Genomic DNA, 22,806 nt, shown 5'->3' on the forward strand with positions numbered 1-22,806 from the left:
AAAATGCCTGCAGCATTCCTTTATCAGAAATCTCTCATCCCATTCGATTGACCAAAGGCTGATCAATGAATTCGTCGGACACATGACTGAAGAAATACACCGTCGTTACTGTCATCTCTTTCCCGAAGTAAAACAGGCTGCGATTCGGTCAGTGTTTCACCAAAAGCACTCCAATCACATTAAAATATTGTCCGCAGTAGTCCCGTTCATAAGAAAGGACTTAGAGCGATATTGCCCTAAGTCCTTTGATTTCAAAATGCCCAAACGAGGACTCGAACCTCCACGCGGATTACCCCCACTCCCACTAGCCCCTCAAGCTAAAAATGGGAGATTGGGAAAATGCTGCTTTCACGTTGTAACTACGTTGATGCCAGAAAGATGTGTTGATTTTACACTGCGATGCCGTTGTAGATAAATTGCCTTAAAATTTCCAATTCTGTCCGCGATTTGTCCGCGGTAGTAATAGCCGGAAGCCCACTACACTTGCCGTCGATGAACTGGTAGTTATTCAGTTCAGCCTCTGTTGGCTCTCAAAAGAAAAAATATCGCGATGCCCGTTGATAGACCGTGTATTTCCTGAAACGGTTACGAAGTCTGGACGAAAAGTGGCCTTGTGACTTTCTATTTGCTGTTTGTAATCGAACTGAAGACACGTAGAACGCATTTTGCTGGTTGCACAATGAATCCACACGAAATTTGGATGAAACAGATCGCCAGAAACCTGTCAGATGAGGACGAAGGGTTTTTGCGTGAGATGCAAAAAATAATCATGGATCGAGACACGACTTTTTCTGAGTCATTTCAAATGATCTTAAACCAGTCAGATACTAAGCCGATTGTCTTGCCACCACGGTCTCCTAATCTGAATGCTTTTATTGAGCGATTCTTTCGCTCACTCAAATCAGAGTGCCTCGACAGAATGATATTCTTTGGGGAGAACTCGTTAAGAAATGTAATTACAGAATACCTGACTCATTATCACACAGAACGGAACCACCAGGGACTCGATCATCAGATCATTGAACCGGGAGAGGAAGTTGGTCAAAGCGCTGGTGAGATTGAGTGTCGCAAACGGCTTGGTGGCCTGCTGAACTATTACTATCGCAAAGCGGCGTAGTAGTTTTGATCATATCATTCAGTTTCTCCAGCGATCACAGTACGCAAACTTCACAGAAATTCAGCACGAAACTCTCCTATCTTACCAGCGTAGGATGAAAGTCAGTCAAGAATGGATGGTATCAACTGATTAGAAAGCCAGGTTATCAAAGATTTTATCGCACGGCTGAATTAATTGACCATACGGGGACAATATTAGTCATTTGAAGCATGCTCTTAGCCAGATGATCGGTCCTATTTTCGGACAATCTCCGCTGCCGCAGTACCTGATTCTGCTTGACGTAAAGCAAATGTAATTTGTGCTTCGGTGTAGCGTTTTCGTTTCATAGATCTGATCCTTTTCCTGAATACAAGATAACAAAATCTCTCACATTCCGCATGAATCAGGAAACGGGGAAAGGTCAAATGTTTGTTTAATTTTCTGTAATAATTCTTAAGGCCATTGGATTAAAATGTCGACAAATAAGCAGGCAGACTACTGTTCTTGCATCCATATGTCACTCTGGATTGAATCCTAAGCTTATAAAATATACGGATATATTGGAGCTTTAAATTGTATTTGTTATTGAGAGTGATCACGGGAATTTTCCTTTTTTTGCCACTTGCCGGTTGCGTAGGATCAAGATGCTTCGAACCTGTAAAAGGGGTAGTCTGTAGAAGCTATCAAAGAGTGCTTGGTCAGCATACTCCCCAATCACATAACTTCTATTGTAAAAAATGCAATGGCAACTCTCTGGATGCTGACCAAAGGTCAACTCCTGCACCTCGGTTCAATGAAGCGGCTTGTAGTGCTCCAAGAGGAAATTGTTTGCACAGACCAATCGTATCAAACGCAGATACATTCAATTCCATAATGTTTATTCCCAAAACAGTCTCTCACGTTTCTGATTATAGACTAAAGGAGAACATCAGAAGATTGCCGTTTGCACCAGCCGTTGATGAGCAAATATCTTTAAGGTCTCCGAAATTAATGGACGTTCCAACTACGATTCCTAGTTCAGCACACCCATTCTAATAAATCACGTCGAGTTCAGCAGGAATCTGATCTGGTTCGGTAAAAAGGGATGAGTTTGCCAGGCGAGTGAGGAGCCTGAGCAATGGGTGGTCAAACAGTGTGCCTGAGGAATCAAACGGTGCCCACGAGTTTTCGGCGCATCCGTGATCGCTTGCCGGAAGTTGCTTGGGGTTTGCCATGTTAGGTTGCTTTCGAAAAATCGGTGGCAAACGCGTTCACCGGCCGACCGCTATCGCGCCGCGTTGTGACCTTTGACAATCTTCTCTCATACGGCACCAAGTGACTTCCGCCGCCCTACCCCACCGGGCTTCTGAACAAAGAGCTTGAACTTCCGCTTGCACGCTCGCGATGTCAAAGCCTTAATGATTATCTGTCCTTTCGTGTAACGAATACTAAACCTTCAAGTCCTGGATTCTTATTTCGACCAGAGCCCAACGGGATCATATCACAACGCCGGGCAACACAGTGTGCTGCGACATTATCGGCATGACAGTAGGCTCGGACTTCGACCAAGTGTGACAGAGAAGCAACAAGGGCTTTTGTCGCTTCGACAGCAAACCCGTTCCCTCGATGTTCTGGATTGATTGTAAAGTAGCATTCGACGACAGCATCGTCATAAGGTGCGAAGCCGCACGACCCGACATATGCATCCGAGTTTGCATCGGCAATTGCATACGCGTGCACAACATCGGGTGAATCGTAGTTCTCAATTACGTAATTAAACAACGCCCGTGCACCGGCCTCCGTTGTCTGTTCTTCGTCGAAGGCAAGAAACCGGGTTGAGCCATCGTCAAGCATAAATCGCAGATAGCCGCTAGAGTCAGTCGAAGTGAATCGGCGGATTAGCAGGCGTTCTGTTCTGATCGAAATTCCAATCAGAACAGAACGCAACCGCTCTGCGAACGTTGCTCCCATTACGTCGTCAAAGTAACGTCCCTGAATGGCGACCTGGAGGTTTACTCAGCAATTCAGAAACGACTGTAATTCCGATTCCTGCCTCAGGCTGTTAGAGACATTCTACTAAGCAGGCGATCTCATGTGCTTATATGTTCTTAAAGTAAGATTCATTAAAAAAACGCAATTATTCATTCAACCCGGAAAAGGATTGACATTTTGTAAATGCCATTGCTAGAATTGACTGGTTGTGCATATATCAAAAAATAGCTATTCATAAATTATGTGTGTACGCACTGAAACCATTTCTACGTTTTTGCTTGTTGACGATACCACCAACAAGCAACTCAATCATGTTTCAATTTGTATCACAAACTCCACCACAGTTTCTTTTGGCGTGAAATATTGCGTGATTTTTATGTTTAAATTTGCTTAATATGTGTTTGAGGTTTGAAACCATCACTCCAAAGTGGGAATAGAGTCACGTTTTGTGAAGCGAATTTCTTATCAACTTTGAATTGAATTCTCATCTCATGATGATGTGAGAAAGGGCCCAACAAATGAATCATTTCTTTCTTCGATCGTGCCTCCTGTTGTGTTTTCTGATTTGTTTTTGTTTGGGAGTTTCTGGCTGTGGTGGTGTGGAAGATGCTCCTACTTTACATCCGGTCAAGGGGACCATCAAAAAAGATGGAAAAGGTATCAAGGATGTTTGCGTTTCGTTTGTCCCTGCTGAAGATGGGATTCCCGCAATCGGTGTTTCAGGTGAAGACGGCAGTTATGAAGTGAGCAATCCCAAAGGGGGAAAGGGAGCTCAGGTTGGTACATATAAAGTTGTTTTATCTGTGACTCCCAGCGAAGAGAGTTATGCCAGTGGTGGTGATCCCAATAAAGCAAAATTACCATTTCCAAAATCGTATACTTCTAAGATGACAACTCCCAAGAGTGCCACCGTAAAAGAGGGTGAAAACGTCGTCGATATTGAATTTTAACAGCACAATTTTTCCGGTTTAATATAATGTTTTAAGATGCCGATTTTTTCTTTATTTTAAGTAGGTACCGGTTCAGCTTTAAAGGATGCATTTTAGGAGTAGTTCTTTTTTTTACTTTTTCAGGAGTACCATTCAATGAAAAATTTATCTATGAAGCTACGAATGCGAACACGCGCATTCACTCTGATTGAGCTGCTGGTGGTGATTGCCATCATCGCCATTCTAATTGCTTTACTCTTACCTGCAGTGCAGCAGGCACGCGAAGCAGCCCGTCGATCTACCTGTAAAAACAGTTTGAAACAGTTGGGTGTTGCGATTCATAACTATCATGATACTCATGGAATTTTTCCTCATAATTATGATGCCTCTCGCAGTCCAGGACAGGTAGGCTGTTCGGTTTCCTGGATTTCCATGACGCTGCCATTTATGGACCAGGCGCCGTTGTATAATCAAATGAATTTTGATGACATCACCAATACTTCGGGATCTACTTCGTCCTTCCCGGGCATGGACAGCGTTTCGAATGATTCTGCCCGAATAACCACGATTCCGATTCTCCTGTGTCCCAGTAACCCACAGCCCAAGCTGACCTCTTCTGCCATGCACTATAGCTTTTCTGGTAGCGGTGGAAATTCGCGGGCACTTCAGGCTGCTAGAACCGATTATGTTGGCAGTATGGGTTACATCTGGACTGGTTGGAAGGACTGTAGTGATACCGGTTCCAATGGTGCACCCTGGGTTGATGCTGGTAGAGACATTACCCACAATGATCTCAGTCGCGTCGGGGGGATTTTCTGGTACCGCGGTTCGGCCCGAATTCGCGACATTGTCGATGGTACTTCAAATACGATTGCCATTTATGAAAATCATCACTGGAATTTCAGTAAGAAATTTCCGTCTGAAATCAATAAATGTGCTGCCTGGATCAGTCCACTGGGATCCATTGACACTCATACCTCTTCAATCAATGCCGATCCTGAGCAAGTTGCAGGTGGCAATGGTGCCGACGATACCCGCTGCACCAACTGGAGCAGTTCTCATGTCGGGGGAGCTCACGGTTTATTGACTGACGGATCTGTCCGTTTTGTCAGTGAAAACCTGGACTTGGGAATCAATAAAGCATTAGTGACAAAAGCAGGTGGTGAAACCTTAGGTGAGTTCTAAGTCGCCGAGGACTGTTTTTGTTTCGATTGATTCATGCCTCCCCATCAGCCCTGGTGGGGAGGATTTTTTTCCGTTGCATTTCAATGAATCAGGACGGAATCGTTTCCTTTTCAGAGAGTCTGAAAATTCATAATGAGCCCGAGCGTCTATCACACGGGGCGATTTCTTTTCATATTATTTTTGATTCCTCTTTGCATCATCCGCTGAACATGCTGCGTACCAACTTTCGCAACCACATTCGACTTTATAACAATTGAGTTCTGCTTTACTCATCCCCCGTAGGGTCAATTTATTCAGCCGCGCGTTAAACTCTTTCTCGATTTAGCTTTCTACTCAGTTGAGACAATCAATTCTCGGCCGACTGTTACCTATTTTGATAAAGCTGAGAGCGTTCAAGTGCAATTTTAATAGAATGCGCGCACTGTGATCGCAGAAGAAACAGAATGAGATGATCAGAATCACTATGCCGCTTTGCGATAGTAATAGTTCAGCAGGCCGCCAAGCCGTTCGCGACAATCAATCTCTCCAGCACTCTGACCAACTTCCTCTCCTGCTTCAATGATCTGATGATTGAGTCCCTGGTGATTTTGACCTTGCCCCCGTTTCTTGATCCATGCGGAATGTGAGAAATATTGTTATTCTTTCATTTTAAAAAGGACCAGATCTATGAAACGAAAACGCTACACAGAGGAACAAATCGCTTTTGCACTACGGCAAGCTGAGTCAGGAACCGCTGTCGTTGAGGTGACGCGCAAGATGGGCATCTCCGAACAAACGTTCTACCGCTGGAAAAAGAAGTTTGCCGGAATGGGAGTCGCTGAAGTACGCCGCCTGAAGCAACTCGAAGAAGAAAACAAAAAGCTGAAACAGCTTGTAGCCGATCTCAGCCTGGATAAAAAGATGTTGCAGGATGTTGTCCAGGGAAAGGTATGAGGTCCGATCGTCGTCGAGTAGTGGTGAAACGGTTGCAAGTCAGTTATGCCGAAAGTGAACGTCGTGTTTGTAAAGCCTTGAACTTTCCGCGAGCTAGCCACCGTTACCAAAGTGTTCGAGACGAGCGGGCCGAATTACGAATCTGGTTACGTGATCTTGCCAGTACCCGTGTGGATTTCGGTTATCGGCGGTTACATATTTTCTTGTTGCGTGAAGGATGGAAAGTAAATCATAAGCTGGTTTACCGACTTTATATCGAAGAAGGCCTACAAATGCGTCGAAAACGTCCACGGCGGAATCGAAGTTGTCAGGTCCGAGTAACGCGACCGAAAGCCAGCTGCACTAATGAGAGTTGGAGTATGGACTTCATGTCCGACCAACTGTTTGACGGGAAGCGATTCCGGCTGTTAACGTTAGTCGATAACTTTAGTCGTGAGAGTCTGGCCATTCGGGTCGGTACCCGGATGACGGGGGATGATGTCGTAGCAGCTCTGGAGCGAGTCAAAGAGGTTCGGGGCTGTCCTCAATCGATTCGCGTGGATAACGGTCCTGAGTTCATTTCGAAGAGCCTGGACTGGTGGGCTTACTTCAACAAGGTAACTCTGGATTTTAGTCGGCTTGGAAAACCGACGGATAATGCGTATATTGAATCGTTCAACGGACGGGTTCGCCAGGAATGTTTAAACCAGCATTGGTTTTTAAGCCTGGCAGATGCTCAGGAACAAATCGACCAGTGGCGGCTGGACTACAACGAAAACCGCCCACATAGCTCACTGGGAAATCTGACCCCGGTGGAGTTTGCGAAAAAATCATCCTCGGCGCGCCGAGGATGATTTACATTGGATTTCTAACGTTCCAACTGGCTCAAGGTTGGGGGGAAGGTCAATCGATTATAACTAAATTTCTAAGCATTCTGAACAACTGATATTTTAATTACGGCTTTTTACATAACACCAAGATTTCTCTATATCATTCCATTTGTTTTTTACGATTAGTGATGTTGCTTGAAGTCAGTATGCATTCAAGGATATTTCGCATTTAGAAGTAACTTGAGCATTCTTTCCAAATGAACGGTGTTTATATATGAATGAGATGTTGTTTAGCTCGACGAAACCAGAGACAAACTGGTAATCTTTTATCATGCCCTCTCTCAAACGTGCCCAGGCAATTACTGTGATCAACCTCAAAGGAGGTGTCGGCAAAACCCATACCACCTGGCTTTTAGCTGGAAACTGTGAAGAGCAGGGGAGAAGAGTTCTGGCTGTGGACCTCGACCAGCAGGGAAATTTAACACGTAATTTAATGCAGGGGCCCGATCAGAATTCTTCATTCGGCTCCGCAGTTCTCTTCGATCCGACTCAAGACATTGATCCTACGCAAATCATCCAGCAATCCAAGTTCTCATACATCGATTTCATCGCCGCGAATTCGGCCCTGCAGCCGTTAGATGTCGCCAGTCAGAAAGAGTGGGAGCAGGCTGATCTGCAGTTCAGTCTGGTAGATCTGGTACAGCAGGTTCAAGGCGACTACGACTACATCTTGTTTGACTGTCCTACGAAATTATCGCTGACCGGCTTTGCAGCCTTAACGGCCTCGGATTTTGTGATTGTGCCCTTGGAGCCCGCTGACTGGGGCGCTCAGGGAGTGGAAAAAGTGACGCAGGCGGTTGATTATGTCAAACAACGACACAATTCCCGGCTGGAACTGCTGGGGTATCTCATTTCCCGCATCAAACCCCGTCGACAATACCATCAAATCTACTCAGACGAATTAAGAAGTCGCTACGGCAAAAAAGCCTTTGACATAATGATCCCTGATTGGGCAGGCTATGAACAAGCTGTTACTCATGCCGTCCCCGTCAACCTCCGCCGGCCAAACAGCAAAGAAGCCCGCATCGCACGGGAATTCTTTGCCGAAGTCGAAACCCGCATCCGGCAAGCACAAAGCAGCAAAAGACGCCGCCGGCGCCGCGTTTCAAAAAACGGACTCACTGCCGTTTAAACCGATCGAAGCGGATGTCGGGAACAGTACCGAGGGACGCAGGCGACTCAAAGGGGCATTTTTGATTGCGATTGAAAAAATTGAGCCCGATCCCAACCAGCCTAGACGTAAGATCGATCCTGCTCACTTGGAAGAACTGACGAAGTCGGTCAAGCAGCTGGGGATCCTGCAGCCGATCAGTGTGCAGTATATCGAAGCTCAAGATCGCTACAGAATTATTGCCGGTGAGTGTCGTTATACGGCTGCCGAAGCAGCGCATCTGACGGAAATTCCCTGCTGGGTCAAAACGCCCAAAGCGGAAGAGGTGTTACTGGAACAGATCGTGGAGAACTGGCAGCGCTCGAATCTGAATCCTTTTGAACTGGCCGATTCCTTAGCAATCCTGCGTGACGCCAATGGCTATTCTCAGACGGAACTGGTCCGGCAGACCGGTAAATCCAAGGGAGAAATCTCCAAACTCCTGAAGATTCTGGATCTAGACGAAGGAGTGCAAAGCCTGGCACGTCAGGATACCAGTGGTCGCATCAGCCGTCGGCACTTGTACTCATTGGCCCGCCTAGATGTGGAAGGACAAATTCGCCTGCTCAAACGGATTCAGCGTGAGGAGCTAACGGCCCTCGATACGGAAAAACTGGTGAGCCGCTACATGCAAAAAAACGGCCAACCCAAACAACCGGGGGCACCAGTCACCCGTCGCAAATTTGAAACCAAAACAGGTTCAGTGCTTTTTACTTATCGCAAACAACGCGTCTCTGACACCGATCTGCTAATGACGTTACGGGAAGTTAAAAAACAGATCATCGAACGGTCTTCCGATCCGGCAGACCTACAGTGAATCAGTGAGCGTGTTTGGCTTACGAAAGCCAACAATCAAAATGTTTTTCGGGGAAACTCCATTTTCTTTCCAGGTTGCTTCCCTGCTTCCTTTTTGATACTTCAAACAATCACTAATTTAGTGAACTACAAATCAGCGAACAAATTCGCTCGTTTGTCAATCTGATTTCTCGATAGGTTACAGACAAAACCTCGATCGATTACGGACATTTTGCGCGATGGCCTAAGGACAAAATTCTTAAGGTCTGATACCTGTTTTCAGCAACAGTCAGCCAATCTTTTCAGCTTGTTGGAGAGTACCGATCACTTACAGACCAATTTGAGACCACATACGGACATTTTTCGCCACTCATTGGAGGATTCCGGCTTGAATTCCACATAACTCAAGCCTCTTGATGTCTTACGGACGAAAGCCGACGGGTTACAGACCGCAGGCGATGAGTTACGGACGCAAATTCGATCAGTTAAGGACTTTTTCTGTTCTCTTACAGACAAAACGGAATCTGGAAACCTCCACTTTTGCTGTTGGAATACCGGTAAACACGAAGTCATCGACTTAATGGGAGACTCTGTAGTGTGAGTGTGTTTTAAAAAATATTTAATCACTCACACACTCACTGCGCGAATCGATTGTTTTTGGCCCACTTGGCGCAATCGGCTTCCTGTGGCAGTCTGCTGGGGATGAGCGATGTTGCAACCAGTCAACGGCTGGAACCGAGCCATGAACGGGGGCGGGATGAGTTGAACCTGATCGATTTTCCGATCGCCGTCCTGCAGCACCAGCAGCCCAAGGACAAGAATGGGGGACGACCGGATGAACTGGTGAGTGAAATTGAAGCGTTCGACAAAGATCTGAAAAAAGTCGTCCCTCGGACGCTGACCAGACGCACCGCTTCCAAGCACGGTTTTCCGACGCCTTTGGAAGATGAAGTGCTGGTCGCCTTGCTGACCCTCACTCGCATCAAAAACGGATTTTCGCAACCTCGGGTCAAATTCCGCAATGGCGAGCTCTTCGATCTGATGAAGTGGCCGCACAACGGGAGCAGCAACCAGCGTCTGGCCATTGCCCTGGATCGGTTGACCGGACTCACGCTCAAATATGAAAACTCCTGGTCGACGGAAGCGGGAACCTTTGAAAAAGAGTTCACCACCGGGCTGCTGGAGTCTTATCAATTGACGAAACAGGTGCGGGGACGCGGAGAGCGGAGCAGGGAAGCGAGCTGGTTTCAGTGGGCGTCGGAAGTTTTTGCCGATATTCAGCGGGGCAATGTCCGTACTCTGAATACCGACCAGTTTTTTTCACTCCAACGGCCCATTTCTCGCCGCATGTATCGCTTTCTGGATAAGCATCTGTCCGAAGAACCGAAGTTTGAGATGGATCTGATCATGTTTGCCAGCCATCTGGGGCTGGCAGAGACACAGCATATCGGCAAGATCAAGGAACGTCTGGCAACCGGCGTCCGTGAACTGGAACAGATTCCGGGATTCATCGATCCATTGCCGCCATCGGAACGCTATCAGAAACTGGGACCAGGGAACTGGCAGATTCAGTTTCAGCGATCTGGAGCGCAACAGACGACAACGGAATCGCGTATCCCCACCTCCTCGCCAAAGAGGGCACCTAATGCTGCCGAAAATATGATCAAAGACTTCTATCAGAGCTGGAACGGGAATCAACAGCATCAGCCCACCGTCAAAGAACGGCAGCAGGCTGAGCATGTGATTCAACAATATGGACTCGAAATGGTTCAGCAGATACTACCCGGTGTCATCAAAGCCATGCGGGTGCAGTTTCCGGAAGCCCGTGCCTTTGGAGCGACGATGGTCTATTGGAACGACGTGGCCCAACAATGGAACCAGCGGCAACAACGAGAGCAGCAAGAAAAAGCACAAAATATTCAGGAACAACAGGAAGAACGTCAACGTCAGCAGGAAAAACAGCATCAGGACAAGTACCGAACTCAGTGGAACCAACTCCCTGAGGCGGATCGGGATGAGATCCGTCAGGCAGTCATGCAGACCTGCAGCCGGACGGTCAGACAGTTTATCGAACAGGGAAAGTACGATGATCCCCTGGTGATGATGGCCTGTTTGGCTGAGCTGGCCAAACGAGACAGCTGACGCTGTTGAAGAGTGCTCATGTGAGTGATCATATCGTTGATCATCCGTCTGATCACCGCGACGATCCTCAGAGAGGAATGCGTCGTTGGCTTGACAGAGCCAAAATCCCCTCGTATGAGGGCACACCACTCGCGGGACGATTGCCCGCGAGGTCCCCGCTTCCGACAACTCCTGCGATCAAGATCGACGGGCTGCTGCACCGGGGACCTCGCGTACATCCGGACGTGAGACTATGAAGACCAATTCGGGCAGGAAGTTATTTCCGACGCTGATCTGAGTCGGGCCAGTCAAACGGTCCGGACGCTCGTGGTGTGCCGCACGCCGCTTCCCACGCCGGAGGCGACACCGCCGCCCGTCGAGCAACGGGCTCACAGCGCTTCCCCTGTCTCCCCCGACGTTGTCGGAAGCCTTGTGCTGAATCGGAATTGTTATGAATCAGACGCCCCGTTCTTCGGTGGGCATCCCACTGCCGCCGAGAGGCGGCAGCCGCGCGCGGGAGATTCCGTGAAATGGCATCAATCAGGGATTTCCTGTCGAGTGGCTGACAGGCTGTTGACACCTTTTCCCAAACATCAAAAATTGACTCTTTTTGAAAACTCTGTACAATCATTTCCGGAAGCAGCACTATGAAACTGACCGATACTGAAAAGCAGGCACTCTCAAAAGGAGAAACCATTCAAATCACGGAGGATGGGATCCACGTGGTCATTATGCGCGCGGATCTCTATGAACAGTATCGGTCAGTTCTTCCCTCTGAAGTCGTGACCCAGCTGGTGGATAAGTCGTTGAACGAGTATGACAACGACGATCCCTTGCTTGAAGGCTACCAGCGTCCCTCTGCATGAAACGTGGGGAGATTGTCCTCATCGATTTTCCTTATACGGACGGACGTTCCAGTAAACTGAGACCTGCTCTGGTTGTCCAGAATGATGTGGACAATGCCCGATTACGGGACACGATAGTGGCCATGATCACGGGTAATATTCGTCATGCTCAGGAACGGACGCATTTTTTAGTGGATCCGACTACGTCTGAGGGGGCCGGTTCCGGCCTACATGGGTCTTCCTGTGTCTTGGGGCGGCATCTGTTTACTGTGCGACAAACATTGATCACGCGGACATTGGGAAGTCTGTCAGATGAAGTGATGCAGCACGTAGATGAAGCATTGAAGGCGGCCCTCGGACTTTAAGTCTGCAGCAATGCGGGACGCAGGTATTCGTTCCATTCTTCGTCAGTAAGAGATTCCGGCTGCCGCCCCGCAAATTGCCCCCCATACATGCCACTGGACCAGCCCAGCTTCACACTGATGTCTGGCTGTTCGTTGAGCTTCCAGAGCAACTCTTTAAAGCCGGCCTCTCCTTCTGGATCACAGTCGGGAAGCAGGACCACCTGACCTCGGGCGACCTGCTTGGCGAAAGTGACAATTTTTGCAATCTGGTCATTGGTAGCCTGGTTGGAGCAGAGGCCGACGGCCCCCACATTCAAACAATCCAGGCGAATCACGTCATTGGGACCTTCGACCACTGCCAGCCCCAGTTGCTGCAGTGATTCCTGGAGCCGGTTTTCTGATAACCGCTGTGCACCATTCTGGCCAAATAGTTCAAGTCCCCGCTGAAAGCCTTTGACAAAACGGTGCTTTATCGGTTTGTTCTTTTCACGGGCGCCCTTTTGTTTCCATGCTTGCCATTTCCGGTCATAGGCGGGATCGCGACCAAAATAGGTGAGGATGTCGTTTTGTTCGTTGGGATAGGCATAGACGATCCGGCCCCTTAGCAGGCTCTTGGCCGAATGTGGCAGATAACCCATCCGCCAGCGGCGGGCGATATCGGGAGTCAGCCAGGGGCGTTTCCGAAAATAAGCGGCCGCGTCCGGATTCATTTCGTCCGGATGTACGATCAAAGTTTCGTGGAGCGTGACCAGGTCACGGGCCCGCTCGTTGTCCGAGTCGTGTAGGGGGATGTTGAATGCCGGTTCTTTAGCGGACGATGTTTGTGTTGGGACTGATTGCTCAGACATTTCTTTCTCGTGTGGTTCGTCTCCCAGAATCTCTTTGAGCAGAGCCACGGTTTCCTTAAACTCGTCCCCTCGTAGTTTACCACTCGTGGGAGGGCGATGTTCGGAAAGTCCCCAGAGAAGTGTGAGCAGATTTCCCCGCACGCCGCAGGAGTGGCAGAAAATCCGTTTGGCCACATCGCTCTGATTGATGGTCAGCGAACCATAACTGCTTTCCGCACAGTTTTCATTGAACATGCAGGGCATTCGATATTCGCCCGTGGTTTGGTCGGGGAGCGGCAGATGAAAATGACTCAAGACCTGTTCCAGCGAGGTCTGCTGGATCAACTCATCAACTCCCTGTGTAAACTTCTTGCGAGGTGAATTCACAATCCAAAATGGAAAACAAACGGTCCGGGAAATGGTAAGCTGTCTGTATGCGACGCGCAACGAAAACGACTCTGAAACTGACGGAGCGGGATACAGAGATTCTGTTCTATCTCGACTGCCATCCCCTGACGGCCCAGCAGCTTTTCAAGTTGAGTCAGACTTTTGTCGCTCCGTTTACCCAACTACGTTTACTGCAACGGCGATTGCAAAAACTGACAGAAGCCGGCTATCTGCAAGCCTGGCCCTATGCGACCACTGGTGTGGGAACGCCCCATTATTTCAAGTTGACCCGATCGGGATTTCAAAGGTTACACGGTGTGCAAGCGGAATTGCCGCGCCGGCGGTATTTTGAAGTAATTGCCGAAAATCATCATGGGCATACCCGGTCACTGGGAGAATTTCTGGTGCATCTGCTGGTAGCTGCTCACAAACAGGGAGTGCACGTCAAAAATCTGGTCCGGGAAAACACACTGAAAATCCAGGCTGGTGACAAAACGCTCTTTCCGGATAGCGGATTTCAGCTGGTAACACCGGAAGGCAAAAGATTTCAATACCTAGTGGAGTTGGATAACAGCACAGAACGGATCCGCAGCAATAAAGCGGTAGAATCCATTGAAAGTAAACTGCGCGGCTATGATCAGCATCAGGGAACCATTGATCCTTTTGAACCGGAACATTATGTGGTGCTGTTTGTCACAACCCGCAGCTCAGAACGTCTGGATCACATCATGCAGGCGGCGAAACAGGTGATGGCCAATCCCCGTCGTACGGTCTTTCTGGGAACACACCTGCCGACGTTTCTGTCCTGTGGCAATCCGCTCAATGAAGTCTGCCTGGTCGATAATCGCGACCGGCAGCGAGGATTGCTTCCGCAAACCTCTTCTCAGGATCGCCCACAACGCAACCAGCCCAAACACCAAATGGCCGCGACTTTTGAAGTGTGATATTCTCGGGCCCTTGTCGGCAGGCCAACTCCACTGAAGTACCGGGGAAGTCCGGGCTTGCGCTCTCCCACGCCACATGCTCGCGGGCCTTTCAATCAACCGGCATTTGTGGTGGATGCCGGTTGGCTCCCGCCTGACTTTCGGGACTGCGGTGAACGGGGCAGGCCACGGCAAGCCCACCCCCGAGCGGTTTCCCAGACGTGACGGGGTGGTGTCTCATCAGACCGGGAAGGGCTCGTTTCCAGAAATGGTCCGCACGCTCGCTGGCGTGCTCGCCTGGCATCGCTGACCTCTTGATAGACCACTTGGGTGAATCAGGCCGAGAATCTGGCTTATCTGAGCCAAAACAGCCGAAAGTTTCTCGGGGAAACGGGACGGTAAGCTTGAGATCATCGTGTCTCGGAAATGTTTGATAAACTGGTGCAGATGTTGTTGACGGTTTCCGTTCCCCCCGATAATCCGCGCGGCCCCCAATACATGGAACAGGTTCTGGATGCCCTGTTCACAGGCCAGCTATTCGCTGGCAATGTGGAACTACGAATCGAGCGAAGAAGAGGGGAGGTCATGCTTGCTTGTCGCGCCTCCCAGTCCTTACTGACTCGCTTCCAGCAGCAGTTGCAGGCTGCTTATCCAGACAGCCATCTGGTGCGGGGCACGGATGACGTTGATTCCCCAACCCGTTTCAGGCGTTGCTGGCTCTTTCTGCAACCTCAAAACAGTCGGTTACGCAGTTGGCAAGATTTTACAGACCAGGACCAACGACTGCTTGCCGATCCATTGTCGGGTGTATTGGCGACCATTGCTGAGAGCGCGATCGCTGCTCTCGTTCGCATCCAGTTCAAACCGTGTCCAGTTTGGCGAAAACGTCTACTTGAGAGACACTGTGATCAGGAACAACGTTGCCATCGCCGTCTGTTTTTAGTGAGACTGGCGGTTGAAGTCTCTACTGGCGATGCCTCGTGTTCCCTCTTTCGCCAAAAGCGGGACGATCTGATCGCTGCCCTGGGACGTTTTCAAGCAGAGGGCACATTTCGATCGTCGTGGTTTCCTCGTTCGATGGTACTCTCGACTCCGGAACTGGCCACACTCTGGCATCCGGCTACGGTTCAGGTCTGCTCTCCCACGCTGGCGACCGTCGAGAGTCGCCAGTTGCCGGCACCGGTACGGATTCCCCTCAAAAGAGAGGAACAAGAGCTAGCCGTGCTGGGGAAGACGACTCACAACAACCGGTCTGAGCTGTTTGGTATTCGGCCCGCAGATCGTCTGCGCCATCTGGTCATTGTGGGGAAGACCGGGATGGGGAAGTCAACGCTGTTGTTGAATTTGCTAGCCTCTGATATCACAGCGGGAAAAGGCATTTGCCTGATCGATCCGCACGGAGATTTGAGCGAGGCAGTGGCAGCCACTGTCCCCCGGTCGCGTACGAATGAAGTAATACTGTTTGATGCTGGGGATCGAGCGACTCCCCTGGCTTATAATCCCTTGGAATGCCTGCAGGAGACGCAGCGACCGTTGGTCGCTTCAGGAGTGCTATCGACATTCAAGAAACTGTATGGCGAGAGTTGGGGACCTCGGCTGGAGTATATTCTGAGAAATGCTTTGCTGACTTTGGTTGAACAGCCGGGAACGTCCCTGGCCTCCTTGCTACAGTTGCTCAACGACGGAGCCTATCGCCGGCAGATGGTGAATCGAACCAGCGATCCAGTGGTGCGTGCATTCTGGGAACAGGAATTTGCGAAATGGAAGCCGCAGTTTCAAGCGGAGGCCGTGGCCCCTATTCAAAATAAAGTCGGGCAATTTCTATCGCATCCGATTCTGCGTGGGATTCTGGGACAACCGCAGAACAAACTCAACTTGCGGACTGTCATGGACCGGGAACAGATCCTGCTCATCAATCTGAGTAAGGGGAGAATCGGAGAAGACGCCTCCACCATGCTGGGTTCTTTCCTGGTAACCGGCCTACAGCTTGCTGCCATGAGTCGTGCGGAACTGGATGCTTCCGACCGCACACCGTTTTATGTCTATGTGGACGAATTTCAGAATTTTGTAACCGAATCCTTTGCAACCATTCTTTCCGAGTCCCGGAAGTATGGTTTGAGCCTCACTATTGCCAATCAGTATTTGGACCAGATAGAAGAACGGACCCGTCATGCGGTCTGGGGAAATGTCGGAAGTCTGCTGGCGTTTCAGGTGGGGGCCCGGGATGCGGAAATTCTGGCTTCTGAGTTGGGAAATCATCTGGCCGTTCAGGATCTGGTAAATCTCCCCCAGTATCGGGCTTACGTGCGGCTGCTAGTCGACGGAATGCCCAGCCGACCCTTCTCGATGGAGACGCTTCCCCCGCAACAGTCCAGTGACCCGCGACGTCTGGAAATTATCCGCAGAACGTCCCGTCAGCGGTATGGTCGCAATCAAAAAACTTCTGTCGCTGCGGACTGAGATGATTGATAGAATGGGAGAATGAAAGATTTCGGAACCGGTAAGACATTGAGCGAAGCCTCTCCCTTTTTACGGGACTCGGCCCGACGTCATGCATTGATCCTGGAAGTGGTTGAGCGAGATAGCGTCATCGAAGGGTTGCCGCCGTTTACTGAAGAATTTCGTGCCCGGCTTAAAAAACAGCTGGAAGCAATGGCTCGTTCCGAAACCGTGGAATAACCTCCCTGATCTGTAGAGTGACATTTTTTCCTTGTACAGAAGAGGATTGGGAGATCAGGGAGTGGGAGAAAGTGTTTCTTTTTTGCTGACAGAATGTGCCACTTTCTGCTATACTAAAACCATGTTAAAACCACGACTCACCGAAGAACAGCGGAATGCCCTCGACGAACACCACGGACTGGTGGAAGTGGACGAGGAAGGGCGAAAGTACATCCTCATGTCGATTGAGATCTATCGAGATATGCTGGGGTTGGTACGGATGAGGAGTTGGCAGCTTCCCTCAAAGCATTAGAGGCAGGGCTGGCTGACGTCGATGCGGGGCGAACCCGTCCCTTTCGTGATGTCCTGTCCGAACTCGACGAAGCATGACATTTCGAGTGGAACTTTCACGCCGGGCGGAAGCGGACATTAAAAGTGCCTACGCTTATATCCGCAAGCATGGACCGGCAGATCCGAGTGCCTGGAAAGCCCGATCTTGAACAAAAATTGACCGGTCTCGAAACCTTTCCGGAAGCCTGTGGACTGGCTCCCGAGAACGAGTTTGTCAAAGCAGAAATCCGTCAGGCCTTGTACGGTCCGTTTCGGATTGTTTTTACGATTCGGGAACAAATCGTGTTTGTGCTAACCGTTCGCCATGCGGCCCGGCTTGCCTTGCAGCAAGACGAATTAAACAAAATCCAGTAGTTGCCGCTTTGCTGCGATGCTGTTTCTCCATGTCGCTATTTTAGCGGGGCATTTCCCAGGTCGGACAGCTTCTTGATGCCATGATCGTTTTCTGGCACGCTGTTGCCCATGTCTTCTAACGACGGCCAACACAACACGGGAGAATCCCTTTCCGAATTGCAGGATACGGTTGAGTTGCTAGCTCAGGAAGTTCATGTATTACGGGAAGTGATTGACGAAATTCGGGAAGATTTTCGCTGGGCCGTTCAGAATGGATGTTTGACGGCAGGCGATGAAACTGTTCCTGAAAGTTATGACCGGAACTTTTTGAAGTCTGCACGACCGGAAACCGATTCCGGGGGCAAGGAGGGCTCCACAGAGGACGTTGATCAACAATGTGACTCATCAGCGGAACATTCGTCTGAAGAACCAGCGGGATCAGTCATTGCCGGGGATTTGGATGAGCGGCTTCAGCAGCATGAGGAGTGGGCGGCAACGGTCCGTGATCCGGCAAAGGAGACCAGTGAGGGAGTTCGCATGCTTCAGACAAAAGATCGAGGTGCCTCGGCAGAGTATGAAATTGCGCCGTTACCCTCGGACCGTTGGGCACTTCGTACGGATTTGAGATACCATGTGGGAGATCTGAGAGGGAATTCTACTCCCTGGGCGGAGTATGAGTCCCGCGAAGCTTGTGTGGATCAGTTTATAGATCGTGCCAAAAAATTCTTTAGTGCAGACATTGATGCGGGTGGGAGCGATTCACAACGGCACACTCGCAATGAAATGTTAAAGCATTTTGAGACGAGTCTCTTCGGGTTTGTGGAGCCGGATGTCGTTCTTCAAGAAAAAGATCCAGTTGATTCATCCTCTGATGAGCATTCTGTCGAAGATAATCTTCTGACGTTGAAACGTCGCATTCTCGAATATCTCTCTGCTTGTGTCGGTTCAGTGAACCTGTCAGACATTCGCAGTGACATGGGGTTTACAGAGATCGACTCTACTGCCCCACTGGCGAATCCAGTCCATCGTGTTTTAGTCGCCCTGCAAAAATCAGGCAATGTCTCTCTCGTTGAAACCGAGTTTGGCGAACCAGGGTTTCTGTTTCAACGTCCGCTCTTTCTTCGTCCTGATCGACAAGACAATTTTGAGGGAACCCCATTCTATCATTGGCCTGATCCGGATGAGGATCGGAATACGCTCACCGTGGATCGAGTTGGCGATCATGTCGATGGAGGCGAACACCGATTTACTGTCAAACGAGGTGACACGGTTGAAGCCTTTTTTAGTCGCGACAAGCAGGAAATCGGCAAGGTGGTTGGGATCTCTCATGCAAACCGGGAAGTCCGCGTTTCATTCCGAGAAGGAAGTGAGGGAACGTGGTTCGCAATCGGCAGCATTTATCCCGCAGTCGAATCTGTTTCTGACGACGTATTCCCACTTTCGGAAGTGATTGAGAAAGCAAATACACAGAATACGCCTCAAGAAAAGGAAGAAACTGAGATAAACCGCGTCTCATCATCAAATTTGGATTCCGGCGAAACCCCGTCTCGTGATTCCCACGGCAAAGGTGTGGAATCACTCACGGAACATCACCGGCCCTATCAATTTGATGACTTTCAAGCATTTCTGCAACGTCTCGATTCTGGAGATTTATCGGCGTCTGAACTTCAAGCCGATTTCTCACGCCTGAACTCCAGCAGAGAAGCGTTGATTGCAGAGCTGCTTGCTGACAAGAATGCAAAAGCGTTACAGGTGCTGGCCTATCGATTTGGGTGCCTCGATGCCCGACGGAACACAAAACAGCAGAATGGTGAGGCGATTATTCGGTCGATGTCGCTGGCATACACCCTCAAAAACATCGTCACCTATCAACCCTTCTCGGGAGAATCTTACGAAGATGCCATTCGTAAGGTGGTGGAATCATTGACTGATGAAGACATTCAGCAATATGTTCAAGAACGAAAGGCCACGATAGAACAAAGCGAAAAATCCCTCACAAATCCGGAAACACTCGCTGAGTTCCGGTACTTCATTGATCGAAAAGGAGAATCTCATCTCAGTCATGAGCAGTTGATCCAATATGATCGATTGCGAGCAGAGCAAACACGTTTGCAGCGTGCCAACAAAAAGCCAACAACCGTCGAACAATTCTCGGGAGATCTCTTGGGCTTAGAGATCACCATCAAAGAGGGTTTTCATACTCGCCAAAACATTCCGCTCTGGATTTGTCAGTTGAATGAGCGCGTGGATCGTGCTACATTCAGCGACCTGAAATTCAAGGCGAAACAACTGGGAGGCTGGTGGTCCAGTTTCAAGAAGGATGATGCCGGTTTCCAATTCAAGTATGAAGAATCCGCACAGAAATTCCAGTCGCTCCTGCATGGCAATGCAGATCGAAGCGATGAACTGGCAGACCGCAAAACACGGAAGATTGAAACCGCCAGTGAACGACTTCTTCAATTGGCAGATGATCTTGAACAGAACGCGAACGAATCTTTGCAACAAGACCGGCAGACCAATACCGTTCGCCGATCAGAAATGGCAGCCGGCATTCGTGGACGGGCTTATGTCGATATTGCTTTCGCGGGAACCTTGCGGAGTCTGTCTACTGCTCTCGCTTCAGGAGAGGCAATCTATCTCGATGGCATCAGAACCAAGACTCAGCTTGCGACTCTGATTGCAGTCCTTCGACGTGCAAAACGAAAGCGAAACGATTTGCTCCTCAGCGAAAAAGGAGAAATGGGGATCTGGGATCGGCACAACGCCGTTGAAGAACTCGATCACCGCCCAATGGATATCGAAGACGCGGATTTCACAGAGTTCCCCTATCCCAATATCTATAAACGCAATTTCACAGATGTGATTGCCCGTGCAGTCAATCGTAAGGGAGTCAAGCAACGGGCACAGAGAATGAAAAAATGGATTCCTGCTGAAGGAGATTTTATTCAGTTCAAAGAAGACTATGAGATCGAACGTTTTTCCGATTTCTGCACTCGTTGCAAAGATGTCGGTATCGATGTCCAATGGCTTGAGCACTCGCTCGGCGACTTTAAACGACTCCGTGCAGCCAATATTCACACACTTCCTGAACTACGCATGGCGCTCCGGGAACTGGTGCCGCATCTGCAAAAGAAACAAGCTGATGATCCCGTATTGAAAGCAGAACACGCTCTCGTTGGTCGCAAATTGGGTGGATTCTTTCCCACTCCGAAAACAATTATCTCTCGAATGCTTGAACTGGCAGATATTCAACCAGGAGACCGTATCCTCGAACCCTCCGCTGGAAAAGGCGATATTCTCGACATACTTCGTCAGCATTATCCTGATACTGAAGTGATCGCTATCGAATTGAATGGCACACTCTTCGATGTTCTCGAAGCGAAAGGGCACAATGTCAATCGGGGAGATTTTCTGGAACATCAGGGCGAATATGATCGCGTTCTGATGAACCCACCCTTTGAAAAAAGTTTGGATATCGAACACGTTCGCCATGCCTTCAGTCTGCTTGCACCCCACGGAACACTGGTCGCCATTATGAGCGAAGGCCCCTTCTTTCGGAATGACAGCCAGGCGACAGAATTTCGGAACTGGCTGAATGAAGTCGGTGGGGAATCAGAACAACTTCCCGAAGACGCCTTCAATAGTTCAGAAGCGTTTCGCAAAACGGGGGTTCGCACGCGGATTGTGACTATTACGAAATAAATCACTGGTTTGCATGTGTCGTCACTGATAAAACTATCTATAAGTACTTAACTATAATTAAAAAAACAGTAGAGTGTGATCAATGAGTGATAAACTGCCAGCCCCAATACTTGATAATCCCGGAGATTTTCTGCTTTATGAGACAGAAGATGGACAAACTCGGATTGAAGTCCGTCTGGCAGAAGAGACCGTCTGGCTGCCTCAACGCTTGATTGCGGAGCTGTTTCAGACAACAATTCCGAACGTAAATCAGCATCTCAAAGCAATTTACGAAGAAAGGGAGCTTCTTCCTGAGGCAACTATTAAGAAATACTTAATAGTTCAAAAAGAGGGTAAACGAGAAGTCTCCCGGCAGGTTGATCACTACAATCTGGATGCCATTATATCCGTTGGTTATCGCATCAAATCGCATCGTGGTACGCAATTTCGCATCTGGGCAACCGAGCGATTGCGTGAATATCTCATTAAGGGATTCACGATGGATGACGAACGACTCAAGCGAGCGGGGGGCGGTAATTACTTTGATGAATTACTATCACGCATTCGAGATATTCGTTCTTCTGAACGCGTCTTCTGGCGAAAGGTTCTCGATATTTATGCAACCAGCATCGATTACGACCCACAAACAGAAACCTCAACTCTCTTCTTCAAAACGATCCAGAACAAGATGCATTGGGCAGCTCATGGCCAAACCGCCGCTGAAGTCATTCATCGCCGTGCTGATGCAACGAAACCGAACATGGGATTGACCAGTTGGGAAGGGGCGAAGCCCCGTAAGACAGAAGTGAGCGTTGCGAAAAATTATCTCACTGAAGCAGAAATTGAAGTCCTGAATCGAACTGTCACTGCCTATCTGGAATTCGCAGAATTACAGGCGATGAATCGGCAGCCGATGTATATGACGGATTGGATCAAAAAGCTCGACGACTTTTTGCGTCTTTCCGACCGTGAAGTTCTCAGTCATGCAGGCAAGATTTCACACGAAATCGCCAAAGAGAAAGCAGAAGCAGAATACGACCGCTACAAAGAACAACAAGCTGCACTCCCTCATCCTGTTGATCAGGACTTTGAGAAAACACTGGATGAACTAAAGAAGATTGAACAAGTGGCTAAGAAAAACCCTGCCCAAAAACCTACAACAAACACGAAAACTAACAAGAAAAAAACAAACCGCAAGAAGAAAGAAGATTGACTCAATCGATCGTAAGGAGCTTGTGAGTCAGTCTTCTGTGACCTTTTACCTGTCTACGGGTTGGCTGATTTCACTGCCCGCTTCGATTGTCTGCTCGCAGTCGATCATCTCAGGACGTTTGGTTGCGAGCAAGTCGCTCACGCGCTCGTAAAAATTGCGAAGTGTGTCGCGGATCCGATGTAGAGGATTACGGCG

General features: G+C 49.2%; 20 protein-coding genes. 16 read left to right on the plus strand and 4 right to left on the minus strand.

Going from position 1 to position 22,806, the window contains the following annotated elements; all coding sequences use genetic code 11:
* The first annotated feature begins 700 nt into the window (after positions 1 to 700).
* On the plus strand, positions 701 to 1,117 hold the full coding sequence (locus tag Pan241w_RS01755; protein ID WP_232107326.1) for an integrase core domain-containing protein: 417 nt from the start codon (positions 701 to 703) through the stop codon (positions 1,115 to 1,117).
* A 1,380-nt stretch (positions 1,118 to 2,497) separates the two neighbouring features.
* On the opposite strand, the gene Pan241w_RS01760 is transcribed toward Pan241w_RS01755, so the two are convergent.
* On the minus strand, positions 2,498 to 3,046 hold the full coding sequence (locus Pan241w_RS01760) for a GNAT family N-acetyltransferase (RefSeq protein ID WP_145210051.1): 549 nt from the start codon (positions 3,044 to 3,046) through the stop codon (positions 2,498 to 2,500).
* 539 nt (positions 3,047 to 3,585) lie between these two features.
* On the opposite strand from Pan241w_RS01760, the gene Pan241w_RS01765 reads away from it, so the two are divergent.
* The 6 genes from Pan241w_RS01765 to Pan241w_RS01790 all read left to right on the plus strand — a co-directional run bounded on the left by Pan241w_RS01765 (position 3,586) and on the right by Pan241w_RS01790 (position 11,070).
* Positions 3,586 to 4,017: a hypothetical protein gene (locus tag Pan241w_RS01765; RefSeq protein WP_145210054.1), complete on the plus strand. Its 432-nt coding sequence runs from the start codon at positions 3,586 to 3,588 to the stop codon at positions 4,015 to 4,017.
* Positions 4,018 to 4,152: 135 nt separating this feature from the next.
* A complete protein-coding gene (locus tag Pan241w_RS01770) occupies positions 4,153 to 5,181 on the plus strand; it encodes a DUF1559 domain-containing protein (protein ID WP_145210057.1) in 1,029 nt (342 codons plus the stop codon).
* 666 nt (positions 5,182 to 5,847) lie between these two features.
* Positions 5,848 to 6,947, plus strand: a protein-coding gene (locus Pan241w_RS01775; RefSeq protein ID WP_390620971.1) for an IS3 family transposase whose coding sequence is annotated in 2 segments (ribosomal slippage) — positions 5,848 to 6,112 and positions 6,112 to 6,947 — 1,101 coding nt in all. Because the reading frame shifts where the segments join, the coding sequence is not laid out codon by codon here.
* A 307-nt stretch (positions 6,948 to 7,254) separates the two neighbouring features.
* A complete protein-coding gene (locus Pan241w_RS01780; protein ID WP_145210060.1) occupies positions 7,255 to 8,115 on the plus strand; it encodes a ParA family protein in 861 nt (286 codons plus the stop codon).
* A complete protein-coding gene (locus Pan241w_RS01785) occupies positions 8,024 to 8,950 on the plus strand; it encodes a ParB/RepB/Spo0J family partition protein (protein ID WP_198000266.1) in 927 nt (308 codons plus the stop codon). Before Pan241w_RS01780 ends, Pan241w_RS01785 begins: the two co-directional genes overlap by 92 nt.
* Positions 8,951 to 9,585: 635 nt before the next feature.
* A complete protein-coding gene (locus tag Pan241w_RS01790) occupies positions 9,586 to 11,070 on the plus strand; it encodes a replication initiator protein A (protein ID WP_232107327.1) in 1,485 nt (494 codons plus the stop codon).
* 256 nt (positions 11,071 to 11,326) lie between these two features.
* Here the strand turns inward: Pan241w_RS01790 and Pan241w_RS01795 are convergent, their stop codons facing one another.
* On the minus strand, positions 11,327 to 11,629 hold the full coding sequence (locus Pan241w_RS01795) for a hypothetical protein (protein WP_145210068.1): 303 nt from the start codon (positions 11,627 to 11,629) through the stop codon (positions 11,327 to 11,329).
* 67 nt (positions 11,630 to 11,696) lie between these two features.
* On the opposite strand from Pan241w_RS01795, the gene Pan241w_RS01800 reads away from it, so the two are divergent.
* Together Pan241w_RS01800 and Pan241w_RS01805 are read left to right on the plus strand one after the other, a co-directional pair.
* Positions 11,697 to 11,915 (plus strand): hypothetical protein, encoded by a 219-nt coding sequence (locus tag Pan241w_RS01800; RefSeq protein ID WP_145210071.1) that lies wholly within the window; start codon positions 11,697 to 11,699, stop codon positions 11,913 to 11,915.
* Positions 11,912 to 12,259 carry a type II toxin-antitoxin system PemK/MazF family toxin gene (locus Pan241w_RS01805; RefSeq protein ID WP_145210074.1) on the plus strand — a complete coding sequence of 116 codons (348 nt, stop codon included), beginning with the start codon at positions 11,912 to 11,914 and terminating at the stop codon, positions 12,257 to 12,259. Before Pan241w_RS01800 ends, Pan241w_RS01805 begins: the two co-directional genes overlap by 4 nt.
* Here Pan241w_RS01805 and Pan241w_RS01810 read toward each other — a convergent pair.
* Positions 12,256 to 13,410, minus strand: a complete 1,155-nt coding sequence (locus Pan241w_RS01810) for a toprim domain-containing protein (RefSeq protein ID WP_145210077.1) — start codon at positions 13,408 to 13,410, stop codon at positions 12,256 to 12,258. The two genes, Pan241w_RS01805 and Pan241w_RS01810, sit on opposite strands and share 4 nt — an antisense overlap.
* Before the next feature lie 89 nt (positions 13,411 to 13,499).
* Here Pan241w_RS01810 and Pan241w_RS01815 point away from each other — a divergent pair, with 89 nt between their 5' ends.
* Positions 13,500 to 14,396, plus strand: coding sequence for a replication-relaxation family protein (locus tag Pan241w_RS01815; protein WP_145210080.1), 897 nt, complete (start codon positions 13,500 to 13,502; stop codon positions 14,394 to 14,396).
* A 91-nt stretch (positions 14,397 to 14,487) separates the two neighbouring features.
* Here Pan241w_RS01815 and Pan241w_RS01820 read toward each other — a convergent pair whose 3' ends face one another.
* Positions 14,488 to 14,679, minus strand: a complete 192-nt coding sequence (locus Pan241w_RS01820) for a hypothetical protein (protein ID WP_145210083.1) — start codon at positions 14,677 to 14,679, stop codon at positions 14,488 to 14,490.
* Between the two features lie 122 nt (positions 14,680 to 14,801).
* Here Pan241w_RS01820 and Pan241w_RS01825 point away from each other — a divergent pair, with 122 nt between their 5' ends.
* The 6 genes from Pan241w_RS01825 to Pan241w_RS01850 all read left to right on the plus strand — a co-directional run bounded on the left by Pan241w_RS01825 (position 14,802) and on the right by Pan241w_RS01850 (position 22,611).
* On the plus strand, positions 14,802 to 16,835 hold the full coding sequence (locus Pan241w_RS01825; protein ID WP_145210086.1) for a type IV secretory system conjugative DNA transfer family protein: 2,034 nt from the start codon (positions 14,802 to 14,804) through the stop codon (positions 16,833 to 16,835).
* 21 nt (positions 16,836 to 16,856) lie between these two features.
* Positions 16,857 to 17,054 carry a hypothetical protein gene (locus tag Pan241w_RS01830; protein ID WP_145210089.1) on the plus strand — a complete coding sequence of 66 codons (198 nt, stop codon included), beginning with the start codon at positions 16,857 to 16,859 and terminating at the stop codon, positions 17,052 to 17,054.
* 121 nt (positions 17,055 to 17,175) lie between these two features.
* Entirely contained in the window at positions 17,176 to 17,346 is a 171-nt protein-coding gene (locus Pan241w_RS01835; protein ID WP_198000267.1) for a hypothetical protein, read from the plus strand.
* A gap of 164 nt (positions 17,347 to 17,510) precedes the next feature.
* Entirely contained in the window at positions 17,511 to 17,738 is a 228-nt protein-coding gene (locus tag Pan241w_RS01840; RefSeq protein WP_198000268.1) for a type II toxin-antitoxin system RelE/ParE family toxin, read from the plus strand.
* Between the two features lie 108 nt (positions 17,739 to 17,846).
* Positions 17,847 to 21,419, plus strand: a complete 3,573-nt coding sequence (locus tag Pan241w_RS01845) for a DNA methyltransferase family protein (RefSeq protein ID WP_145210095.1) — start codon at positions 17,847 to 17,849, stop codon at positions 21,417 to 21,419.
* A gap of 82 nt (positions 21,420 to 21,501) precedes the next feature.
* Positions 21,502 to 22,611 (plus strand): virulence RhuM family protein, encoded by a 1,110-nt coding sequence (locus Pan241w_RS01850; protein ID WP_145210098.1) that lies wholly within the window; start codon positions 21,502 to 21,504, stop codon positions 22,609 to 22,611.
* Positions 22,612 to 22,806: the final 195 nt, after the last annotated feature.

The sequence above is a fragment of the Gimesia alba genome, from assembly GCF_007744675.1.
Classification (GTDB): domain Bacteria; phylum Planctomycetota; class Planctomycetia; order Planctomycetales; family Planctomycetaceae; genus Gimesia; species Gimesia alba.